Genomic DNA, 20,588 nt, shown 5'->3' with positions numbered 1-20,588 from the left:
ATCGATATTATCCAGTGGTGCATTAGTGGGTTGCTTAGATTGTTTAATAACTGTCTCTTTCATGGATATATCTCGCTTATGTTTAGAGCTATCCTCTAAATAATTCGAGCGGTATGTAGCTTGGGTATTGGCGTGAAGCCACACTCATACCGCTTGAGGTATATTGAGTAATTCTAGTCTTTTAGTAGAGCTCCTGGATAACCCAACTGCCTCCATGCCTCAAACACCACCACGGCCACTGAATTGGATAAATTCATACTGCGGCTATCGGCCAACATTGGAATGCGAATTTTTTGCTCCATTGGCATATTGTCGAGCACATAAGGTGGCAACCCGCGCGTTTCAGGGCCAAACATTAAATAGTCATTTTCTTGATAGCTGACATTACTGTGGCTTGGCTTACCTTTGGTGGTTAAGGCAAACACGCGCGCCCCACTTTCAGATTGGTTATTATCCGGGTTTAGCCCTTCACTTTTCAAAAATGCATAATAATCATGGTGATGTTTGATATCGGCAAACTCACTGTAATCTAACCCAGCACGGCGCAGGCGTTTATCATCCCACGTAAACCCGAGCGGGTGGATAAGGTGCAAACTAAAGCCCGTATTGGCACAGAGGCGAATGATATTACCCGTGTTTGGTGGTATTTCAGGTTCGAATAAAACAATGTGTGGCATAGCGTTTAACTGATATTGTGATGATAAAAATGATGGGAAGAGTGTACGCGCAAATGGGTTTGTTTTCATGTGGAACTTTTAGTTGCGTGCTAAAAACAAAAAACGCGCCACAGAGGCGCGCTTTTAAAGTTGCTAATTGAGGTTAGCTTTTATAACCATTTGGGTTCATGGACTGCCAGCGCCAAACGTCATCAGCCATATCTTGGATGGAGTATTTTGCTGTCCAACCTAGATCACGTTGTGCTTTCGCTGGCGTTGACCAGTATTCTGCAATATCACCAGGACGACGTGCTGAAATAGTATAAGGGATGGGTTTACCGACTGTTTTTTCAAAAGCAGCAACGACTTCCAAGACACTTGTCCCAGTCCCTGTTCCTAGGTTATAGATATGTAGGCCAGCTTGCTGACTAACTTTATTTAAAGCAGCAATATGGCCATCTGCTAAATCCATCACATGGATATAATCACGCACACCCGTACCATCTTTAGTTGGGTAGTCTCCACCAAACACCGCGAGCTCTTTACGGCGACCTACCGCGACCTGCGCAATAAATGGTGTCAGATTATTTGGAATACCATTCGGGTCTTCCCCCATCAAACCTGAGTTATGAGCACCTACAGGGTTAAAATAGCGCAGTAATGAGATAGACCATTCGCTATCTGCAATATTTAAGTCAGTCAAAATGCGCTCAACCATATACTTGCTGGTACCATACGGGCTATTGGTATTACCCACCGAAGCGTCTTCCGTTAATGGAATATGCTCAGGCTCACCGTATACTGTAGCAGAAGAGCTAAAAATCAGGCTTTTTACACCCGCTTTTTTCATGCTTTCCACTAATACCAGTGTGCCATTGACGTTAACATCATAGTATTCAATTGGTTTTTCAACCGACTCACCCACGGCTTTAAGGCCTGCAAAGTGGATCACTGAATGAATTTGGTGATTAGCAAAAATGGCGTCTAAAATTTGGCTATCGCGCACATCACCTTGGTAAAATACGGGTTTTGTGCCTGTAATCGCTTCAATACGGTTAAGCACTTCAAGGTTAGCGTTATGCAGGTTATCTAAAATAATCGGCTGCATTCCTTGCTGGATCATTTGCACACAGGTATGGCTACCAATGTAGCCAAGACCGCCGGTGACTAGAACTTGATTATTCATCAATATTATCCCTGATTCTTAGTATTCGTAGTGATAGTTATAATCGTCAGATCTTGCGTCGATACCATTTAATATCACACCAGTGATTTCGATGTCATTTTGCTTAAAGCGTTTGAGTGATAAGTCAACGTCTTTTACGGTATTCACGCCATAGAACGCAATTAGCAGTGAAGTGCCGACATATTTACCAATAATCGCCGAGTCAGTGATAGCTAAGATTGGTGCGGTATCGATCACCACAATGTCGTATTGGTTTTTGACTTTATCCAGTAACTGCTTAAAGCGCTCACCCATTAATAACTCAGAGGAGTGAGTAACATTTTTACCACGGCAAATCACATCGAGGTTTTCAATCACATTGCTGTGAATGGTAGGGGACTCTAAACTTTGTTGTGATAAATATTCGGATAGCCCAGCTTTGTTGCTTAAGGCAAAAGCTTTATGCAAACGGCCTTTACGTAAGTCGGTATCGATTAATAATACTTTTTTACCTGCGTTAGCCAGTACCACTGCCATATTGGAGGTGACAAAACTTTTCCCCACCCCAGGAGATGCACTGGTCACCATCACTAGGTTATTACCTTGGTTCATGACCGAGAAATAAACACTGGTACGTAATGAACGGATAGCTTCAACGGCGGTATCCGCTGGGTTTTCTATCGCTAATGGGTTCTTATTGCCCGCCTCAATCAGTTTTTTCTCATAGGTAGAGAATGGGATGGTGGCGTAGACATTGACACCCAATGCATCAATATCTTCAGTACTTTTAATTTTGTTATTAAAGAACTCACGGGCAATCACATAAGCACAGCCAACAATAAAGCCAAGGATTGTGGCGAGTACAACAATCAGTGCTTTTTTAGGAGCTACTGGTTTGGGCTGAGACTCAGCGGAGTCGATAATACGTACATCGGCAGTGATACCAGAGTTTAATACATTCAACTCTTGCTGTTTGGCTACTAGTTGAGTATAAATCGCTTGCTCGGAGGCAACATCACGGGTTAAGCGAACGATTTCTTGCTGGGTATTAGGCAGTTTTTGGATAGCTTTACTGATTTTTTCTTTTTCACGTAACAGTTGCTGGCGCTTATCAAGTAGCGACTGATAAGCGGGATGGTTACGAGTATACAGCTGCTGTATTTCTACTTCTTTAAAAGTGAGTTCGTTAAGTTTTTCTTCAACTTGGAGTGCAGTATCCAATGCGGCCTTGGCTTCTAATGAGAGATCAATAGATTCATTTTTTTTACGGAATGCATTGAGCTGGTTTTCATAGTTATCTAATTTGGTTTTGACAGTAGGTAGATAACCATCCAGGAAAATCAAGGTATTATTGGTCACCTCTTTCTTTCGTTCAGTATTTTGGTCAACATAATTTTGAATAATACTATTGAGGATTTCTACATTCTCAACTTGATCCGCACCTTTAATGGCTAAGCTGATAATACCGGTACCTTTACCCACTTCAGCGATAGTCAAAGTATTACGTAAATCCTCAATGGTGGAGTAACGGGCATTTTTAACCAGTGAAAACTCTTCACCAGTTTCAGCTGCGAAACTGGAAATTAATAGGTTAATTTCATCTTGTTTCAGAACTTCACCCACCTTACCTTGTAACACTTGGCCGTCCACATTTAGGGAATAATTATTATCCCCTAAATAAGTCAGGGTAAATGGCTGGCCAATCAGGTTCTCAGGTAATTGGAACAGGTCAACCTGAACGGGTGCTACTTCACCAAGTAATTTACTGATAAAGCCTTCAGGGGCTGTTTGGGTGTCTAAATTGAGGTCTGCAACGGTTTTGCCCAATACCATGCGGGACTTAATCACTTCGATTTCTGAGTCCACTTGGTTATTGCTGTTACCAAATGGCATCACATCACTCATTTGGTCGAGTAATGAAACCTGGCCTAATTTGTCATACTGTAAGGTCGCATTAGCTTGGTAAATTGGCGTTGCCAAGAGGCTATATGCCACTGCAACAGCTGCAAAAAACACAGTAAAAAACCCAATTTTAATGGTGTTGGATTTCAAAACTTTAAACAGAGCGAGCAGATCAATTTCATCTGAGGCAGGGGAGCTATTTTTTGTTGTGTTCATAATAGGTTAAATGTTAAGTCATCCAATAAATAAAATTAAATTTTGCCTTGCCAAGCAATCGCGGCTTTTTCCATCAACTGGTAAACATGTTCAAACATTTCATCACTGCGTTTGTGCGGGTCAGGGATCTCGGTTTTATTGATCCATTGCCCAAATAACATCACTTTGCCGCGGGTTTCAGGAAACTGTTGGTGGATTTTAGCAATATGGTCGTTTTCCATCACTAGGATTAAGTCGGTTTTTTTACATAATTCGCTAGTTAACCGACGTGATTGATGGTTTTCAAGGGAAAGACTATGTTGCTTAGCAATCCGGATGGCACTGTCATAAGCGGGCATATCATTTTTGGCGATAATACCCGCCGAATGAACAGTTTTTCCGGGAAAATGCTGTTGCAATAAACGCTCCCCAGTAGGAGAGCGACAGATATTTCCCATACAAACAACAAGAATATTATTAAACATATAGATTACCAATCGTGAATACGCTTGGTACCTTCGGTTAACTGATTATATGAAGCGATAGTTGGTAACAACTGGGTAATCAGACGGTTCCAACGCACAACTGGTGCCGCAGTCACATACACTAAGTCATAAGGCTGCAATTTAAATTCAGTTCCCATCACAAGTGATGTTGCATCCGATAAATCTAGCTGATAGACAGCGGCCATTTTTTTCGGTAGCAGTGCTTCGAGTTCTTTGTCTTCCGCTGGCTGGTTTTTAATTGGGCGGATAACAAATACCCCAGTTGCATTGGCGGTTGTTTGGTTAAGGCCACTCGCTTTGCTTAGGGCTTCAGTAATACTCATACCCGCACGGTCAATGGTTAGCGTGGTTGGCTGGCCGACTTCACCCATCACAAATACTTTTTGGCTATCATTACGTGGCACATACAGTACATCACCTGGCAGCATTAGGTAGTTTTGGGTTAAATCACCGTACTGAACCAAATCTTGTAATGACACTTTGATTTCTTTGCCATTGCGGGTAAGAACCACATTATCCCAATCGGCCTTTTCGGTTAAGCCGCCGGCATTATTAAAGGCTTCTAAAATAGTCAGTGGGACGTTAGTGATAGGTAATGTACCCGGTTTGGCGACTTCGCCAGACACATACATTTTTTGCGAACGGAAGGCGGCAATACTGACATCCACTTGTGGGGATTCAATATATGTCGCTAAGCGGTTGCTGATTAAGGTACGGATTTCCGTGACAGTTTTACCGATAACCTTAACTTTACCGATATACGGGTAGTAGATGGTGCCATCGGAATGTACCCAGTTACCAGAGTCTTGCGCACTACGGTATGAACCCGCAGGGATAGTCAGTTCAGGGTGGTCCCATACTGTGATGGTTAATACATCACCAGCACCCACGCGGTATTCATAGTGAGTCAGCTGTTTTTCTAACTGTGCATTCGGTTTGGCAATAGTTGGTGCGGTATACATATCATCCAACAATTTTGGTGAGATTGGGTAAATATCGACCAATTTGGTTATATCACGGTCACCCGTATCAACCACATTTTTGCCCGAGGTCGAAACATAGGCACCGGGGGTGACGGTGCAGCCTGTCAATAAGATACTGATTGTTAATAGTGTAAGTGGGAGACGCTTCCTAAGCACGGTACCATCCTATGATAAAAAATGATTAGATAAGGTATAAGTGATGATGGATATCATCATTCCCACTTATACATATAACTACAAATGAGAGCAGTTTATATTGATGTTCGAAATTTGGCAAAAATTGCGATAATAATAACTAAGTTAATCATTACCAAATAAATCACGAGTATAGACTTTATCGGCCACATCTTCGATTTCAGGCACCATACGGTTGGCTAAAATAATGTCGCACTGGGCTTTAAATTCCGCTAAGTCATTGACCACTTTTGAACGGAAAAACTCGGTTTCTTTCATCACAGGCTCATACACCACCACTTCAATGCCTTTGGCTTTGATGCGCTTCATGATGCCTTGCACCGCAGAGGCACGGAAGTTATCAGAGCCGGCTTTCATCACTAAGCGATAGACCCCCACTTTGCGTGGTGCTTTGGCAATAATAGCATCGGAAATAAAGTCTTTACGGGTACGGTTCGATTCCACAATCGCATTAATCAGGTTGTTTGGCACGTCATCGTAATTGGCTAATAACTGTTTGGTATCTTTTGGTAAACAATAACCGCCGTAACCGAATGATGGGTTATTATAATGGCTGCCAATACGTGGGTCTAAAGATACCCCTTCAATAATTTGACGGGCATTTAAACCACGGCTTTCTGCGTAAGTATCGAGTTCGTTAAAGTAGGCTACGCGCATCGCTAAGTAAGTGTTAGCGAACAACTTAATGGCTTCGGCTTCCGTTCCATCCGTGAATAACACGGGAACATCCTTTTTGATGGCACCTTCGAGCAACAAGTCTGCAAAAATTTGCGCGCGCTCAGAACGCTCACCGACCACAATACGAGACGGGTGCAGGTTATCCCATAATGCGCGGCCTTCACGTAGAAATTCAGGGGAGAAAATCACGTTGGTGTAGCCAAATTCTTCCCGCAAACGTGCGGTAAAACCGACAGGAATGGTCGATTTTACGATAATCGTCGCATCGGGGTTAATTTCATTCACATCATGAATGACGGATTCTACCGATTTGGTATTGAAATAGTTGGTTTTTGGGTCGTAGTCGGTAGGTGTCGCAACAATCACATATTGTGCACCGTTATAAGCGGCGACTTTGTCTTCCGTCGCCCGGAAATTAAGTGCTTTTTCCGTTAAAAACTGTTCAATTTCGGCATCAACAATCGGTGATTGATGATTATTTAACATCGCCACTTTTTCAGGGATGATGTCCAGCGCAACCACCTCGTGGTGTTGTGACAGTAACATGGCGTTAGATAGGCCGACGTAGCCGGTTCCTGCGATTGCTATTTTCATATGTGAACCAAGTAGATTAATTTTCAGAGAAAGTTTGAATATTTTTTAGTGATTGTTGCACAATGGACTGTGCGGTTTGGTGATCATTAGCTTCGGCATAGCACCTTAGTTCCGGTGCATTACCTGATGGTCTTAGATGAATAATATTACCATTTGATAATGTTATTCTTAGCCCATCAATTGTATTCAAATTTAGTAGTTGTTCGTCACCAAAGCCTAAATGTTGCAGTAAGTGTTTTGGGTTTTCTTGAGCTTTTTTAATGATAGATTTACTTTTTTCTGTTGCGAAGTTTTGTATTCTATCGCTAAAGGTAATGCGTTGCGGTAATGAATTAACTAATTGAGAGATACCATTCTCTTTTGCTGCAGATAACAACATCAAAAAGGGTAACACCGCATCTCTGGTTGGTAGTGCAGATAATTTCTTATCATTAATTTCAATATTAGAACCTAAAAGAAAACCACCATTAGCTTCAAAACCCGCTATGTTCTCATAGTTTTTAGCTAAATCAGAAAATGCTTCAATAACGTAAGGGGAACCAATTTTAGTTTGTTTTACGCACTTGAAAGATTTATGAGATGAAATGATAGTATTGCAGCTAACAGGGATTGCTAATGCTTCTATTTTCATCTCTAATGCACATAACAAACCTAATATATCCCCACGTAGCCATTCTCCATTCTCATCAGCTACAAGTGGGCGATCTCCATCCCCATCTGTAGAGAAAATAGCATCAAGTTTGTGTAACTTTGACCAATTTTTGGCTTTTATTTTGTCCTCTTCAGACACAGCTTCAGTATCAATTGGAACAAATTGGTCAGTGCGTTCTAGAGAAACAACTTCAGCGCCAAGTTTTTTGAATAAAATTGGGTATATATCACGCCCAGCGCTAGAATGCTCATAAATACCAATACGCTTACCAGCTAGTAAATCTCTATTAAAAATAGACAAATACCGATTGAGGTACTCTTCTGCCGCTAGTGTATTTATAGATAAGATCTGTGGAATAACATCTGGTATCTCAAATTGCGAGTTATTATTTAAAATAGCGACCTCATCAATTTTAGTGATTTCACCATCTGGTCGATAAAACTTTAGTCCATTTCTATCGAATGGAATATGACTTCCCGTCACCATGATACAAGGAATATTATTTTTCATTGCAGTATATGCAAGCGCAGGTGTTGGGATGACACCATAATATAGAGGTTCTATACCTTGTTGCTTTATCGCTGTTATACAAGCGGTAGCAATAAATTCACTGCTTGGGCGGTTATCTATGGCGATTGCTATTTGTTTGAAATCAAATTTATTTTTTACGCTATTAATAAATGCATGGGTAAATGCAGAACAGGATTCATTGGTAAATTGAGTAACTAATCCTCGAGCGCCACTAGTACCGAATTGAATTTTTGAGTTTTTGATTATATCAGAGCTATTCATCATGATTATTAAAACCGTATTATTAAGGACGATTATTATTATATTCTTCTAGTCTAATAATATCGTCCTCTTGTAAATAGTTACCAGAGCGAACTTCTATTAGATGTAAATCAATTTTTCCAGGATTTTCAATTCTATGAGGAGAACCTATAGGAATATAGGTTGATTCATTTTCACTGAGTATATAAATTTTATCACCATTGGTTACTTGTGCAGTACCTTGTACTACAACCCAATGCTCGGCTCTATGATAATGCATCTGTAATGCAGTTTTTTCACCCGGTTTTACTTTTAAATGTTTGACATGAAAGCGCTGACCTTCTGCAATATCATCATGTGTACCCCATGGACGATAGGCTTCTCGATGTTGCTCACATTCAGGGCGACCAGCATTTTTTAGTTGATTAACAATACTTTTTACATCTTGTACATTATTTTTATCTGCGACTAAGACGGCATCTTTTGTTTCCACAATAACTAAATTGTCTATCCCTACGGTAGAGACAAGCTTGTTTTGGGAGTATATATAACTATTAGTTGTATTTTCTGTAAGGACATCACCAATGATTACATTGGACTTTTGATCTTTGGGGGATACTTCCCAAAGTGAGCTAAAAGAGCCAACATCACTCCAACCCGCATCCATAGGAACAACCAATACGTTTTCTGCATGTTCCATGACGGCATAATCGATAGAGTTATTTGGGCATGAATTAAAAATATCGTAACTGATACGGATAAAATCTAAGTCGTGATGTGCATTTTGCATTGCTGATTCACACGACCTCAGTATATCGGGACAGTATTTTTTCAGTTCATCAAGATAACAAGATGCCTTGAATAAAAACATACCGCTATTCCAAAGGTATTCTTTACTTGTAAAGTAACTTTCGGCTGTAGTCAAATCAGGCTTTTCGACAAAGCGTTCAACAGTGAAAGTGTGATTGTTTACGCAATCACCTGTTTTGATATACCCATAACCAGTTTCTGGACTTGTGGGCACAATGCCAAACGTAATAAGATTTCCTTGCTCTGCAGCCTCCACTGCTTCCTCTATTGCTGCAATAAATGATTCATGATCCTGAATGACATGGTCTGCGGCGAGAACTAGAAGTAATGGGTCGTCACCTGCCTGTGTTGCATGTATGGCAGCTAAAGCTATAGCTGGTGCTGTGTTACGGCCTATCGGCTCTAAAATTATTCCACTATGTTTAAAGTTTTCCTGTCTCAATTGTTCTGCAACAATAAAACGATGTTCTTCATTACAAATGAACATAGGTGGTTTGTGTTTTAAAGTATCTAACCTTGCGACAGTTTCTTGCAACATTGTTTTTTTACTAGTTAAGCTAATAAACTGTTTTGGGTATAGGCTACGAGAAAGAGGCCATAAACGGCTACCAGAGCCTCCCGCCATAATAACAGGCAATAACATGATAATTTACCGTAAGTTTAGATGGTTATTGATAAAATAAGCTTTTGTATTGTCGTGAACTCTGGAAGAGTTGAGAAGTTCATCAATATTCCACCATTGATAATTTCTATGTTGTTCCAAAGGTAACTTATTGAGGTCAAGATCTTCTTCTATTAAATACCCTAAAACTACATAATGGGTTGAGAAATTATCGCCAGAAAAATTATCTTGATAAAGATGTTGATAATGACCAATAAATGTTGCGTCATTTATACTATAGTCAATACCTAGTTCATCAATTGCTAAACGTTGAAAAGCGATGTCAAATGTTTCATCTTTGCAAATACGCCCTCCTGGTACAAACCAATAACCTTGGGCAGGACGATTATTTCGTAGCCCTAACAATGTTTGGTTTTTTGAATTACAAATGACCAGATCAATAGAAACTAAGGGAGTAGATGCAACGATAGTCTTAAACGTACTTAATGCTAATCGTTGCGTCATATTTATTTAAATTCACTACTTACGAAAATTATGTTGATTTTGCAGGAACCACTGATAAGTTTTATTTAACCCATTTTCAAGTTCAATTGAATATGTCCAACCTAGATTTTTTAAGCGAGACACATCCATTAACTTTCTTGGGGTACCATCAGGTTTAGTGCTATCAAATACAACGCTACCCTTAAAGCCGACAACTTTAGCCATAGTTTCAGCCATTTCGCGAATAGTACAGTCAACACCTGTACCAACGTTAATATGAGATAACATTGATTGAGTGTTTGCTTGGTATATCTCTTTATCTAATTCCATGACATATATTGAGGCAGCAGCCATGTCATCGACATAAAGAAACTCACGCATAGGTGTTCCTGTGCCCCAAACAACGACTCTTTCGTCATTATTAAGTTTGGCTTCATGGAAACGGCGCATTAGCGCTGGGATAACATGTGAGTTTTCCGGATGGAAATTATCGTTTTCTCCATATAAGTTGGTTGGCATAACACTGCGATAATCTCTCCCATATTGCCGGTTATACGATTCGCAAAGTTTGATACCAGCGATTTTTGCAATTGCATAGGGCTCATTTGTTGACTCTAGAACACCAGTTAGTAACGCATCTTCAGACATTGGCTGTGTTGCCAATTTAGGATAAATACAAGATGAGCCTAAAAATAGTAAATGCTGAACATTATATTTATGAGCAGAATGGATAATATTACATTCCATAATTAGATTTTCATAAATAAAATCTGCAGGGTAAGTGTTGTTTGCATGAATACCACCTACTTTAGCAGCTGCTAAATAAACTTCGTCGATATCATTTTGAGCAAAGAAGTTATCAACTGCTAACTGACTTGTGAGATCTAATTCCTGACGTGATTTTGTTATTAGTTCAATATCGCTACGGGCTTGTAATTGCCTAATTATTGCTGAGCCAACCATGCCATTATGGCCAGCAACAAATACTCTTTTTTTCACATTGTAACCCTTAATTTTCTAAAGAAATAGATACATCAAATCCATTAGCTTTAAGTAATGCATGTTGTTTTGCTTTTTCTATATCTGACGCGACCATTTCAGAACACATTTCTTCTACTGTGATTTCAGGAACCCAGCCTAGTTTTTCTTTTGCTTTTGTCGGATCACCTAATAGTGTTTCTACTTCCGCAGGACGGAAGAATTTAGGGCTAACACGGACAATAACGTCACCTACGTTAACGTGAGGTGCAATACCATTATTTACAGCAGATACGGTAGCTATTTCATTAACACCAGTACCACTAAAAGTCAGCTCGATACCAGCCTCTTTTGCAGACATACGGACAAATTCACGCACAGAGATTTGTTTGCCTGTAGCAATAACAAAATCATCAGCGTGATCTTGCTGTAGCATCATCCATTGCATACGAACGTAATCTTTAGCATGACCCCAGTCACGTAATGCGTCCATATTACCTAGATATAAGCACTGTTCTAAGCCCTGTGAAATATTAGCAATAGTACGAGTTATTTTGCGAGTGACAAAAGTTTCACCACGACGAGGGGATTCGTGGTTAAATAAAGTACCATTACATGCATACATGCCATATGACTCTCGGTAATTTACGGTGATCCAAAAAGCATACATTTTTGCCACAGCATAAGGTGAGCGTGGATGAAAAGGTGTTGTCTCGCGCTGTGGAATCTCTTGTACTTCACCATAGAGCTCGGATGTAGATGCTTGGTAAAAACGAGTTTTCTTTTCCAGTCCATTAATACGAATGGCTTCTAATAAGCGTAAAGTACCTATTGCATCAACATCCGCAGTATATTCTGGGGATTCAAAAGATACAGCCACATGGGACATAGCACCTAAATTATAAATTTCATCCGGCTGAATTTCTTTAACGAGCCGAATTAAATTTGAAGTGTCTGTTAAATCCCCATAGTGTAATTTAATTTTATTATTATTATTTATAACAGAATCAATGCGCTCTGTATTAAATGAGGAGGCTCGTCGGATTAAACCATGTACTTCATAACCTTTCTCTAAAAGAAATTCAGCTAGATAAGAGCCATCTTGGCCTGTTATGCCAGTAATTAAAGCGGTTTTCACAATATCGTTCCTATGAGTGTTATATATTCTTTTTCAAGAAATCTAATAAAATTTTAGATTGGTTATCTGGAATATGATGAAAAAATTCAATGAAACCATCCTCATTGGGAGTGGCATTTTCTATTGCAAAATGTAATTCATCAATATTGTTGATAACTAAGCCAGTATTCCAATAGGAATAGATAGGTTTACTTTTCCAATCCATTTTCGAGCAGTTAATAAAAATAGGTCTAATTTTTGTATTACATAATGCAAATTCAAAAAATTGGCTACTAACATCACCAAGGTAATAATCAGCGTGTCCTACGTATGTACCATTGATTAAGTTTGGCGAACTTAGGTCAATGATAATATTTGGAGTATCAATGTATTCTTGGGGGATGCTGATTTTATAAAATTTATCTTATAATAAGTGTGGTGCAAAAATTAAATTGAATTGATTATTTTCTTTGAAAAACTTTAATATATCCAATCCATAATTAAACCAAGAGGATTGGTTTAGTCCATTATCCCAATGAGGATTATAAACAACTATGGGGTTATCATTATGGAATAATTTCTCTTTGTTTTTGTAAGAATTAATAATTTCTTTTTTAAGATATGCATTTTTATAAAAAATTGTGTTTTTAGGTATTTTGATTCTTTCTTTTAGTTTGTCTTCTAAATTCACTTGTGGGGATACGACAATATCACATTGCCAATCTTTAAAATATGGATTGTCATTAGATATAATTCCATGAAGAAGCCAAACCAGCTTAACAGGAGAGTCTAACAACCATGGACTCCCTTTTAGTTCAGTTGTCAGTACCACATTTTGGGAAAGAAAGAAATTAGAGTTTTTTTTATAATGTAAGGAGTAGTCCTCCGTAGTATTAGCTGATTTTAATTTTAGAAATAATTTTCTAATAATAGGAGTTACTTTATGTATATGCAGAATATTGATTAAGGATAGCGTTTTTCGTTTTAGTATGTTTAATCTATTATCTTTGAAAAGATAAATATCTACATTGGCAGGCAGCTCGCATTGATAACATTCTAAGTATTGTTTTTTCAAAATTAAAATGTTTTCTTTTTTATTGGTGTAAAGAGTAACTAAGATTGATGTATCATTACAACATTCGTGCAGTAAAGGTAACATATGTCCATGTTGAGCAATGTTGTCTGAGACCTCAAATGCAAAATTATATTTTTTATTCATTTTATTTCTTTCTTGCTGACTTTATAGCGTAAATCAATCCGTAATACAATTTATAACCAATCAACCTAATGATTGTATACTTAAAATAAAGTTTTGTTTTTAATTTTACCTTGGATAGAGTATTGAGGTTTCTAGAGTTAACATCAATGAACTCATTAATAAAAATTCTTAGTTTAGAGAATGTCTTTGCCCCAATACTCGATACTCCACCTACTTCATAAATACTGATGGTTTCATTTACGTTGATGTGTGTTTTGAGTGAATAAAAAGCTGATTGCACATTTACTCGATCCGCGAATATTTTGTACTTTATGTCAAATTTATTCTGTACCATATAATTACGAGGAATAATTATAGACTGATGACATGGAATCACTTTTTCCCACCATGAGTCATATGAGTCATTAACTTCATCAAGGTAAAATAAATGGTTTAGTTTTCTCAATGTATTACCGTAGATAATACAGTCAGATATATCTTTATTTTCTAAAATACTATTTATTTTTTCAAAAGAAAAATGTGGGTGAAATTCATCTCCAGAATTCATGAAAATAATAAAGTCACCTGATGCAATATCAATTCCTTTGTTCATTGCATCATAAATACCATTATCTTTTTCTATCAAATACTTGTCAGCAAATGAGCAGTTTCTAATAAACTCAGGAGAGTTATCAGATGATAGTCCATCAATGATAATCCATTCAGTATTTTTAGCTAATAAGGGTATAACTGACTTACTTGTTCTTGTTAGTCCAGAGTGATTATTATAATTTATAGTAATTATAGAGTAAATTATACTCATCTGAGTTTCCTGATTGGTATGTATGAGTTAAATATTATTAATAAAAAAATTAGTCGGACAGCACCACCACCTTCAATTATAACATCTGACATAAGAGACATTATAATTATTAAATTTACAATGATATTTTTTTTATTTTTCAATGAGATAGATTTTATTATATAGTAGCTTAGTAGGATTAATAAAATACATAATGGAATTAAGCCAGAAGTTCGAGCAGTGTCTAACAGTATATTATGAAACCAAACCCCTTGATAATCTGATACATTAAATGACATTCCCCCAAATGGGTAGTCTAGAATATTATTCAGACCTTGTTTCCACATTTCATATCTAGGAGAGTCAATACCTCTTTGACCTAACCTATCAGTAAACAAAAAAATTTCATCAAGATACATGTCTAAATAAAAAATAGAGGCTGAAAGAACACAAATTAGGCTAATAATCATAGGTGCTATTTTTTGATATTTAATAGCTTTAAAGTCAATAGAGAATATAAAAAGTAGTATTGTTATTAGTAAGCCAGTTCTAGAACCAATGTATAATAATAAAACTATACTAATAATGGCCATAAGTAATTTCGTAAATACTTTGACTTTACTTATTAATAAATATGTCGATAGTGAAATAGACAGTAATATTCCAATTATTGGGCTGTTGATTTCTTCTCCTGTTTGGTAAAAGAAAAGTCGACCTCGTCCATAATAGCTTGAGTCTAAATAATATGAATGAATAATTATAATTAACTGAGCTAACCACGTTGAAATGCAAAATATTTTAATTATCTTAATTAAATCATTTTTTTTCAAGTAAGATGTTATAAATACGATGTAAACTATTGTTAAAATAAATCGTATATAAGTAATAGGATCGCTATTTGTTAGCCGTGTATAGCCAAAAATATATAATGATATAAAATAAATGCTCCAAATAAGTAATGTGATTACATTGATATAATCTACATTCGAGTTTTTGAAGTCCACTGCTATTATTATTATCGAAAGTGCTGCAAAGGCCATGAAGTAATAGTTAAATTCTAATCCAAAGAAAAAAAATGAAATAGAACTTAGCACTAAATTTAGTTTATACATTTGGGTTTATAATTATTTAATGGAAGAGTTTTTTGATAGAATACTTTGATATATATCATTGTAATGTTCTATAATTATATCTTTTCTCCAGCTACTCAGGGCTTTTTCTCTTGCACCTTTACTGAGATATAGTTGTTTTTGGGAGTCATTCAAAATCTGAGCCATAGAAGATGCCAACTCCATAGTATCAAATGGTTTTACTAAATACCCAGTTTTTTCATGATCAACTGTATCTAGCAATCCTGTCGTTGCAAAACAAACTACAGGTATCCCACAGGATTGAGCTTCTGTTGCTGTTTGAGGTAGATTTTCTGCTCTAGAAGGAACTACCATTAAAGTAGCTGTATTATAAATTAAGGCTAAAGTTATATCATCGTTTATATGCCCAAGCCAGTGAGTATTAAAGGGTAGCTCTATAGGGCTTTTAGGCTCACTCTGCCCAAAAATGACACATTCAACTGAGTTTGGGTCTATCAAATTTCTTAGCTGAAAAAGAGCTTTTTTTAGTAAGTCATAGCCTTTTCTAGGGTCATTTCCGCCCCCAATAGCACCAAACAAAATAATATTTTTATCTATTGGGAGTTTTAACATCCTCTTACAGAAGTTTTTATCAATGGGCTGATATACATTAGTATCTAAAGGGTTAGGTATTGTACTGATATGATTGTTTTGAAATAAAACACTTTGCTTGGCACAATCAGCTAGCCACTGACTAGGAGATATAATATGCATATTGGTGTTCTTCCATGCTTTCTTTTTGCGCTCCCATGTTAATCTATCAATATCAATTTTGCTTTCATGTGGAAGCCTATTGTTTTTTTTGTAGCCAGTTAGCCATCTTGCTTTCTGATCATCATTAGTATAATGTTCTGCTCCACAAAATGGCCACATGTCATGCATAGTCCACACTATTGGTTTTTTTATTTGGCCAATATCTTCAATTGATAAAGTTTCACTACCCACCCAATGTATATTTACAATATCAATGTCACTAGAATTTATTTCTTTAGACCAAGAAGAAGGAAGCCAATTTACTGAGCGTAGGTTTATATTATCAGAGTGCTGTAGCTTACTTAATTTTTTACCTAGAGTTGGTCTAAGAAGATTAAATAATTTTTTTGTATTTGAAAGAGTTGATAAAACAGTCCAGTCATCTGATTTTTTTGTTCTTACGAACATTTGAGAGTCAATTCCTGATTCTTGTAAAGCTTTATGTAAGCGGTATGCAGCCCTTGCAGCCCCTCCAGAGATATCTGAGTTCGAAAGATGAATAATTTTCATTTGAAAGCCTTTTTTATTTTTGCGAGTACACGAAGAAATAAACCTGGTTTATTTGAGTCATAAAATTTTTTAATTAATATTAATATATCAATATTTTCCTCGATTACTTTTGGCCATATATTTATATGGTTGTTACTAAGCGAGTTTTTATATATATCCTTATCACTACAATTTTCACCACTTCCATCATTACCATTATTGTAAACTAAGCTTCTTATAGGATTAAGGCATAACCCGCTATTTTCAAAAATGGTTGCATACCAAAAAATGGCCCAAGTATCAATTTTCTTATTATTATTTTGGATTACTTGAGCCCAAAAATTATAGTGACCATCAAGATTAAATTTTTTTATTTTATTTTTTTCCCAATTATTAATAAGGTTTTTTGGGTCTTTATTAAAACTATTCCATCTATCTTCCCATGTAGCCCAGCCCCAGCAGTTCATTGTTCGCCAAAAAAATGCCTCACATTCAATGTTAGAAGTATTTATAGGGTAATTCCAACCACTAATATGCCAAACTGATTTTTCGTTTTTGTATTTATTAAGTGAGTCATTCATGAATTTGAGGAAGCTGGGTGATGTAATAATATCATCTTCAAGTATTATTGCTTTACCATACTTTTTACAGGTTTCAGAGACTCCGCTTATTATATTTTTTGCTAATCCATGATTTTTTTTTCTAAGATTTATTGTTACACTTTTAAAACCTTTTATGTTTTTAATTAAATCACGAACTAGCCTTACATTTTTTTCATGAAAATTATTTTTAGGGGCATCAGAGTAGATAATTAAATTTGAATTAATGCACTCTGGATTATTTTTGAGTGAATTGATTGTTAAGCGAGTATGCTCAGGTCTTGCATAGACGAATAAAACAATTGGAGCTAATGTATTTTCATTCATAATTTATAACTAATTCATAACTAATTTATAACTAGTTTATGTTTTCCATTGATAGTTTTTTTTATTTCATTTACATATGTTATATTTACCTGGAATTTTCCATCGAAATATAATTTTTCTTTTATTTCAGCCTCATCATTTTCACAGTAATTTCTACCTTTGACTATATTAATATTTAAAATACCATTTTCTTTGTTAACAATCTGCCAGGATAAAATATTACCAAATGCTTTAAAGTGTTGACCAAAAATTAAAGCGGTTACTGAGAGTTTCTTTCCATTTTTATCAGTTACATAATCCTGCGATCTACCTGTTATATTATATACTTTTACAATGCCATTGTTGGAATCTTTATATATAGCTAAGTCACCAGTGTCATAACGTATGAATGGTCTAGCAAAATTATGGTATGATGTAACAACAATTCTACCTTCTTCACCAGGCAAAACATGTTGATCATTACTATTTAGTATCTCAACAGAACCATATAATGGAGAGAATGAGTAGCAGTCTTCATCAGGGTATTTTGATGCTATAGTGCCTGCTTCAGAATGACCATACTGATAGTAAATAATATTTCCCCAATAATTTTTAATTATATCTTCTTGTTGTTTTGAAGTAGCTTCTGATGTTAATTGTATTCCTTTTAATATAAAAGGCTTTTTTTCAAATCCATTCTCAATTAGTAATAACGTAAGGTCACACATTGATGAGGGGTAGCTACGAATAAAGTCTGGTGGGTTTTTTTTTAATTCTGTAATGTAACAATTAAAATATTCTTGAGTTAAAAAATGAGCGCTAAATTCTTTGCTTCCAAATGGTAGTTGGTTTTTGCTTTTTTTTCTTCGCCAGAATATACTTTTTTTTATGTCTAATAGGTTTGGCATAAAGCCATTTATAACAAATATCTTATCATTTTTACTCTCGAAGCCAGCTTTTTGGTGCTGGTATTTTTGATGAAGATTATCGATAAAGCCCGCTCGTACATCTACATGGAAGTGAAATGGCTCTCCAGTACTTCCACCTGTATTCATTTTATATTTTGCTATGAAAGTAGAGCGGTCAGAAAAAAAAATATCCTCATCATTATCTTGAAATATTTTTTTTGATGTAATAGGTAATTTATTAGATTTGAAACTTTTGTAATATGGAACATTTTGAGTCACATATTTTAAAATTTTATTTTTTAGTTTTCTACTGATTTCAGTATAATCTTCATTATTATTTTTTAAATAAAAGTTTTTCAATTCTCTTTCAATCTTAAACATTGAAAAAGAATAGACTGTTTTTGCTATTTTATTTATGATTCTATTGATTTTTCTCATGGTTTATATCTACTTTTAATAAGGAATAGCGATAGTATTTGGACTTTAAATATGGATGGTGAAAATATTATGTTTAATAAAATAGTTGAGAATGCTTGAGTTAGAACTGCCGATATAGCAGCTCCAATTAAGCCATATTTAGGTATTAAATAAAAATTAATAGAGACTAAGAATAATGCACCTAGGCTAGTCCTTATTAGGCTTAAGTGACCTTTTCGTTCGTTAAGCACCCAAAACCCTAATGCTACACCGCTACAGATAAATAAATTTGTGAAAATATAAATAGATAATATATCACCCCCTAAAGCATATTGTTCACCATATAAAAAGCGTATAAGAAAAGGCGATAAAAAGTAGATGGGAATACAAATTAACCATCCTAGTATAGAGTAAACTAAAAATACTTTAGCTAGAGTTTTTTTGTATTTTTCTTCATTTTCAATTTTTAATCTACTTATATATGGCATCAAGCTTGTATATATTGACATTGGAATAACATGCCAGAGAGTGGATAAAGGTAACATCGCGGCATATATTCCTAATTGCTCTGTTCCTAATATATCTTCTATCATAATAATATCAATTCTCATATAAATTATTATTGTTAATCCACTGAGAACGAATGTCCAAGACTCTTTAAATAGAATAATTATTTTTTTTGGTATTATTGACCATGGAAGGGGGCAGGGATATTTTTTATAAGCATAAAATAGACTTACAGCCCCTATTAATCCCTCTAACGCAGTAATAAATGCAAAGTATGTTAGTGGGGATTCTGAAAGGATTAGTATGACTTTTAGGCTATTGGATATTATATATGCTATAAGCTTAGCTAATACAGTTCGCTTACTTTGGCTTTGACTTTGGAACCATAAGTCAATAGTATCGCTAGATTGGAATACCAATATTGAACCAATGATTGCTGTCAATACAACTCTGAGATCTGCCCATCCATATATTATAGCCATAATAATAATAGCAAGAATCCAGCATAATAACCCTGCTACGCATTGTAAAAAAAAGGCTGTGCCTAAGATTGTAGGAGCTTCGTTTGGATTTTTCGATATATCTCTGACTATAATTCCATTCATACCTAAGAATGATATGACCTGAAAAAATGCTAAGTATGTAAGGACGAACGCTAATTCACCATATAAAGTTGGGCCTAAATAGCGAGCAACCCAAGCTCCAACTAAAAGGCCTAGAATCATCCTAATTAATTTGTCAAATAATAACCACCCACTGTTATAAATGATTTTTTTTACCTGTGCATTCTTATTAATTTTTTTACTGATAAACTGTGGGATTTTGTTTATTTGCACAAATAACCTTTTTGTAACTAATTATTAAATATATGTGTATTCAATGCAGTGAGAATAGCTACCGCACTGGGTTATCGGGTCCCAGAGCACCATTGAATTTGTAAATGCATACTTATTAATTGAAAACGTTACATTTTTTGCTATCGCGTTCAATTGATAAGCATGGCTTATTGTTTTTTGCCGCCCAAAGGGTATGCCTCATGGCGAATCGGGTCAAGCAAAAGCGCTTAATAATACCACCAAACCTAGGTAGTGACTATCACTGCGATTGTCTTAGAGAATAGTCCTAATAGGAGTATTAAATGAATAAGTTATTTTAAATTATCAGGTTATAAT

Annotated in this window: 18 protein-coding genes; all 18 read right to left on the bottom strand. The window is 35.9% G+C overall.

Going from position 1 to position 20,588, the window contains the following annotated elements:
• Positions 1–173: 173 nt before the first annotated feature.
• The 18 genes from trmL to M1F05_RS20685 all read right to left on the bottom strand — a co-directional run bounded on the left by trmL (position 174) and on the right by M1F05_RS20685 (position 20,252).
• Positions 174–677 (bottom strand): tRNA (uridine(34)/cytosine(34)/5-carboxymethylaminomethyluridine(34)-2'-O)-methyltransferase TrmL, encoded by a 504-nt coding sequence (trmL, locus tag M1F05_RS20770; protein WP_206085996.1) that lies wholly within the window; start codon positions 675–677, stop codon positions 174–176.
• A 142-nt stretch (positions 678–819) separates the two neighbouring features.
• Entirely contained in the window at positions 820–1,842 is a 1,023-nt protein-coding gene (gene galE / locus M1F05_RS20765; RefSeq protein ID WP_206085796.1) for a UDP-glucose 4-epimerase GalE, read from the bottom strand.
• An 18-nt stretch (positions 1,843–1,860) separates the two neighbouring features.
• Positions 1,861–3,939 carry a polysaccharide biosynthesis tyrosine autokinase gene (locus M1F05_RS20760; RefSeq protein WP_206085805.1) on the bottom strand — a complete coding sequence of 693 codons (2,079 nt, stop codon included), beginning with the start codon at positions 3,937–3,939 and terminating at the stop codon, positions 1,861–1,863.
• Positions 3,940–3,974: 35 nt separating this feature from the next.
• Positions 3,975–4,403: a protein tyrosine phosphatase gene (locus M1F05_RS20755; RefSeq protein WP_206085814.1), complete on the bottom strand. Its 429-nt coding sequence runs from the start codon at positions 4,401–4,403 to the stop codon at positions 3,975–3,977.
• Positions 4,404–4,408: 5 nt separating this feature from the next.
• The gene (locus tag M1F05_RS20750) at positions 4,409–5,563 is read right to left on the bottom strand and encodes a polysaccharide export protein (protein WP_206085816.1); all 1,155 of its coding nucleotides are present in this window, start codon (positions 5,561–5,563) and stop codon (positions 4,409–4,411) included.
• A 144-nt stretch (positions 5,564–5,707) separates the two neighbouring features.
• The gene (locus M1F05_RS20745) at positions 5,708–6,874 is read right to left on the bottom strand and encodes a nucleotide sugar dehydrogenase (RefSeq protein ID WP_206085824.1); all 1,167 of its coding nucleotides are present in this window, start codon (positions 6,872–6,874) and stop codon (positions 5,708–5,710) included.
• Between the two features lie 16 nt (positions 6,875–6,890).
• Positions 6,891–8,321 carry a phosphomannomutase gene (locus tag M1F05_RS20740; RefSeq protein ID WP_206085826.1) on the bottom strand — a complete coding sequence of 477 codons (1,431 nt, stop codon included), beginning with the start codon at positions 8,319–8,321 and terminating at the stop codon, positions 6,891–6,893.
• 19 nt (positions 8,322–8,340) lie between these two features.
• On the bottom strand, positions 8,341–9,750 hold the full coding sequence (locus M1F05_RS20735) for a mannose-1-phosphate guanylyltransferase/mannose-6-phosphate isomerase (protein ID WP_206085828.1): 1,410 nt from the start codon (positions 9,748–9,750) through the stop codon (positions 8,341–8,343).
• 6 nt (positions 9,751–9,756) lie between these two features.
• On the bottom strand, positions 9,757–10,233 hold the full coding sequence (locus M1F05_RS20730) for a GDP-mannose mannosyl hydrolase (RefSeq protein WP_206085830.1): 477 nt from the start codon (positions 10,231–10,233) through the stop codon (positions 9,757–9,759).
• Between the two features lie 15 nt (positions 10,234–10,248).
• A complete protein-coding gene (fcl, locus tag M1F05_RS20725) occupies positions 10,249–11,211 on the bottom strand; it encodes a GDP-L-fucose synthase (protein WP_206085832.1) in 963 nt (320 codons plus the stop codon).
• A 10-nt stretch (positions 11,212–11,221) separates the two neighbouring features.
• Positions 11,222–12,328 (bottom strand): GDP-mannose 4,6-dehydratase, encoded by a 1,107-nt coding sequence (gmd, locus tag M1F05_RS20720; RefSeq protein WP_206085834.1) that lies wholly within the window; start codon positions 12,326–12,328, stop codon positions 11,222–11,224.
• Between the two features lie 403 nt (positions 12,329–12,731).
• Positions 12,732–13,526: a hypothetical protein gene (locus M1F05_RS20715; RefSeq protein WP_318825958.1), complete on the bottom strand. Its 795-nt coding sequence runs from the start codon at positions 13,524–13,526 to the stop codon at positions 12,732–12,734.
• Position 13,527: 1 nt separating this feature from the next.
• Entirely contained in the window at positions 13,528–14,328 is an 801-nt protein-coding gene (locus tag M1F05_RS20710; RefSeq protein WP_206085838.1) for a glycosyltransferase, read from the bottom strand.
• Positions 14,325–14,900, bottom strand: coding sequence for an O-antigen ligase family protein (locus tag M1F05_RS20705; RefSeq protein ID WP_206085840.1), 576 nt, complete (start codon positions 14,898–14,900; stop codon positions 14,325–14,327). Before M1F05_RS20705 ends, M1F05_RS20710 begins: the two co-directional genes overlap by 4 nt.
• A gap of 531 nt (positions 14,901–15,431) precedes the next feature.
• Positions 15,432–16,700, bottom strand: a complete 1,269-nt coding sequence (locus tag M1F05_RS20700) for a glycosyltransferase family 4 protein (RefSeq protein ID WP_206085842.1) — start codon at positions 16,698–16,700, stop codon at positions 15,432–15,434.
• A complete protein-coding gene (locus M1F05_RS20695) occupies positions 16,697–17,605 on the bottom strand; it encodes a hypothetical protein (protein WP_206085845.1) in 909 nt (302 codons plus the stop codon). The genes M1F05_RS20700 and M1F05_RS20695 overlap by 4 nt, the downstream gene beginning before the upstream one ends.
• A 20-nt stretch (positions 17,606–17,625) precedes the next feature.
• Entirely contained in the window at positions 17,626–18,930 is a 1,305-nt protein-coding gene (locus M1F05_RS20690; protein WP_206085847.1) for a phenylacetate--CoA ligase family protein, read from the bottom strand.
• A complete protein-coding gene (locus M1F05_RS20685; RefSeq protein WP_241016881.1) occupies positions 18,927–20,252 on the bottom strand; it encodes a flippase in 1,326 nt (441 codons plus the stop codon). The genes M1F05_RS20690 and M1F05_RS20685 overlap by 4 nt, the downstream gene beginning before the upstream one ends.
• Positions 20,253–20,588: the final 336 nt, after the last annotated feature.

The organism is Providencia sp. PROV252, assembly GCF_033676005.1.
Taxonomy (GTDB): Bacteria; Pseudomonadota; Gammaproteobacteria; order Enterobacterales; family Enterobacteriaceae; genus Providencia; species Providencia vermicola.
Note: the sequence above shows the minus strand (reverse complement) of the source record. Positions and strands in the feature narration are given on the sequence as shown.

Bases quoted from the DNA above. Each gene is read 5' to 3' on its own strand.
- trmL (WP_206085996.1), bottom strand. From the start codon at position 677: ATGCCACACATTGTTTTATTCGAACCTGAAATACCACCAAACACGGGT.
- galE (WP_206085796.1), bottom strand. From the start codon at position 1,842: ATGAATAATCAAGTTCTAGTCACCGGCGGTCTTGGCTACATTGGTAGC.
- M1F05_RS20760 (WP_206085805.1), bottom strand. From the start codon at position 3,939: ATGAACACAACAAAAAATAGCTCCCCTGCCTCAGATGAAATTGATCTG.
- M1F05_RS20755 (WP_206085814.1), bottom strand. From the start codon at position 4,403: ATGTTTAATAATATTCTTGTTGTTTGTATGGGAAATATCTGTCGCTCT.
- M1F05_RS20745 (WP_206085824.1), bottom strand. From the start codon at position 6,874: ATGAAAATAGCAATCGCAGGAACCGGCTACGTCGGCCTATCTAACGCC.
- M1F05_RS20740 (WP_206085826.1), bottom strand. From the start codon at position 8,321: ATGATGAATAGCTCTGATATAATCAAAAACTCAAAAATTCAATTCGGT.
- M1F05_RS20735 (WP_206085828.1), bottom strand. From the start codon at position 9,750: ATGTTATTGCCTGTTATTATGGCGGGAGGCTCTGGTAGCCGTTTATGG.
- M1F05_RS20730 (WP_206085830.1), bottom strand. From the start codon at position 10,233: ATGACGCAACGATTAGCATTAAGTACGTTTAAGACTATCGTTGCATCT.
- M1F05_RS20715 (WP_318825958.1), bottom strand. From the start codon at position 13,526: ATGAATAAAAAATATAATTTTGCATTTGAGGTCTCAGACAACATTGCT.
- M1F05_RS20710 (WP_206085838.1), bottom strand. From the start codon at position 14,328: ATGAGTATAATTTACTCTATAATTACTATAAATTATAATAATCACTCT.
- M1F05_RS20705 (WP_206085840.1), bottom strand. From the start codon at position 14,900: ATGGCCATTATTAGTATAGTTTTATTATTATACATTGGTTCTAGAACT.
- M1F05_RS20700 (WP_206085842.1), bottom strand. From the start codon at position 16,700: ATGAAAATTATTCATCTTTCGAACTCAGATATCTCTGGAGGGGCTGCA.
- M1F05_RS20695 (WP_206085845.1), bottom strand. From the start codon at position 17,605: ATGAATGAAAATACATTAGCTCCAATTGTTTTATTCGTCTATGCAAGA.
- M1F05_RS20690 (WP_206085847.1), bottom strand. From the start codon at position 18,930: ATGAGAAAAATCAATAGAATCATAAATAAAATAGCAAAAACAGTCTAT.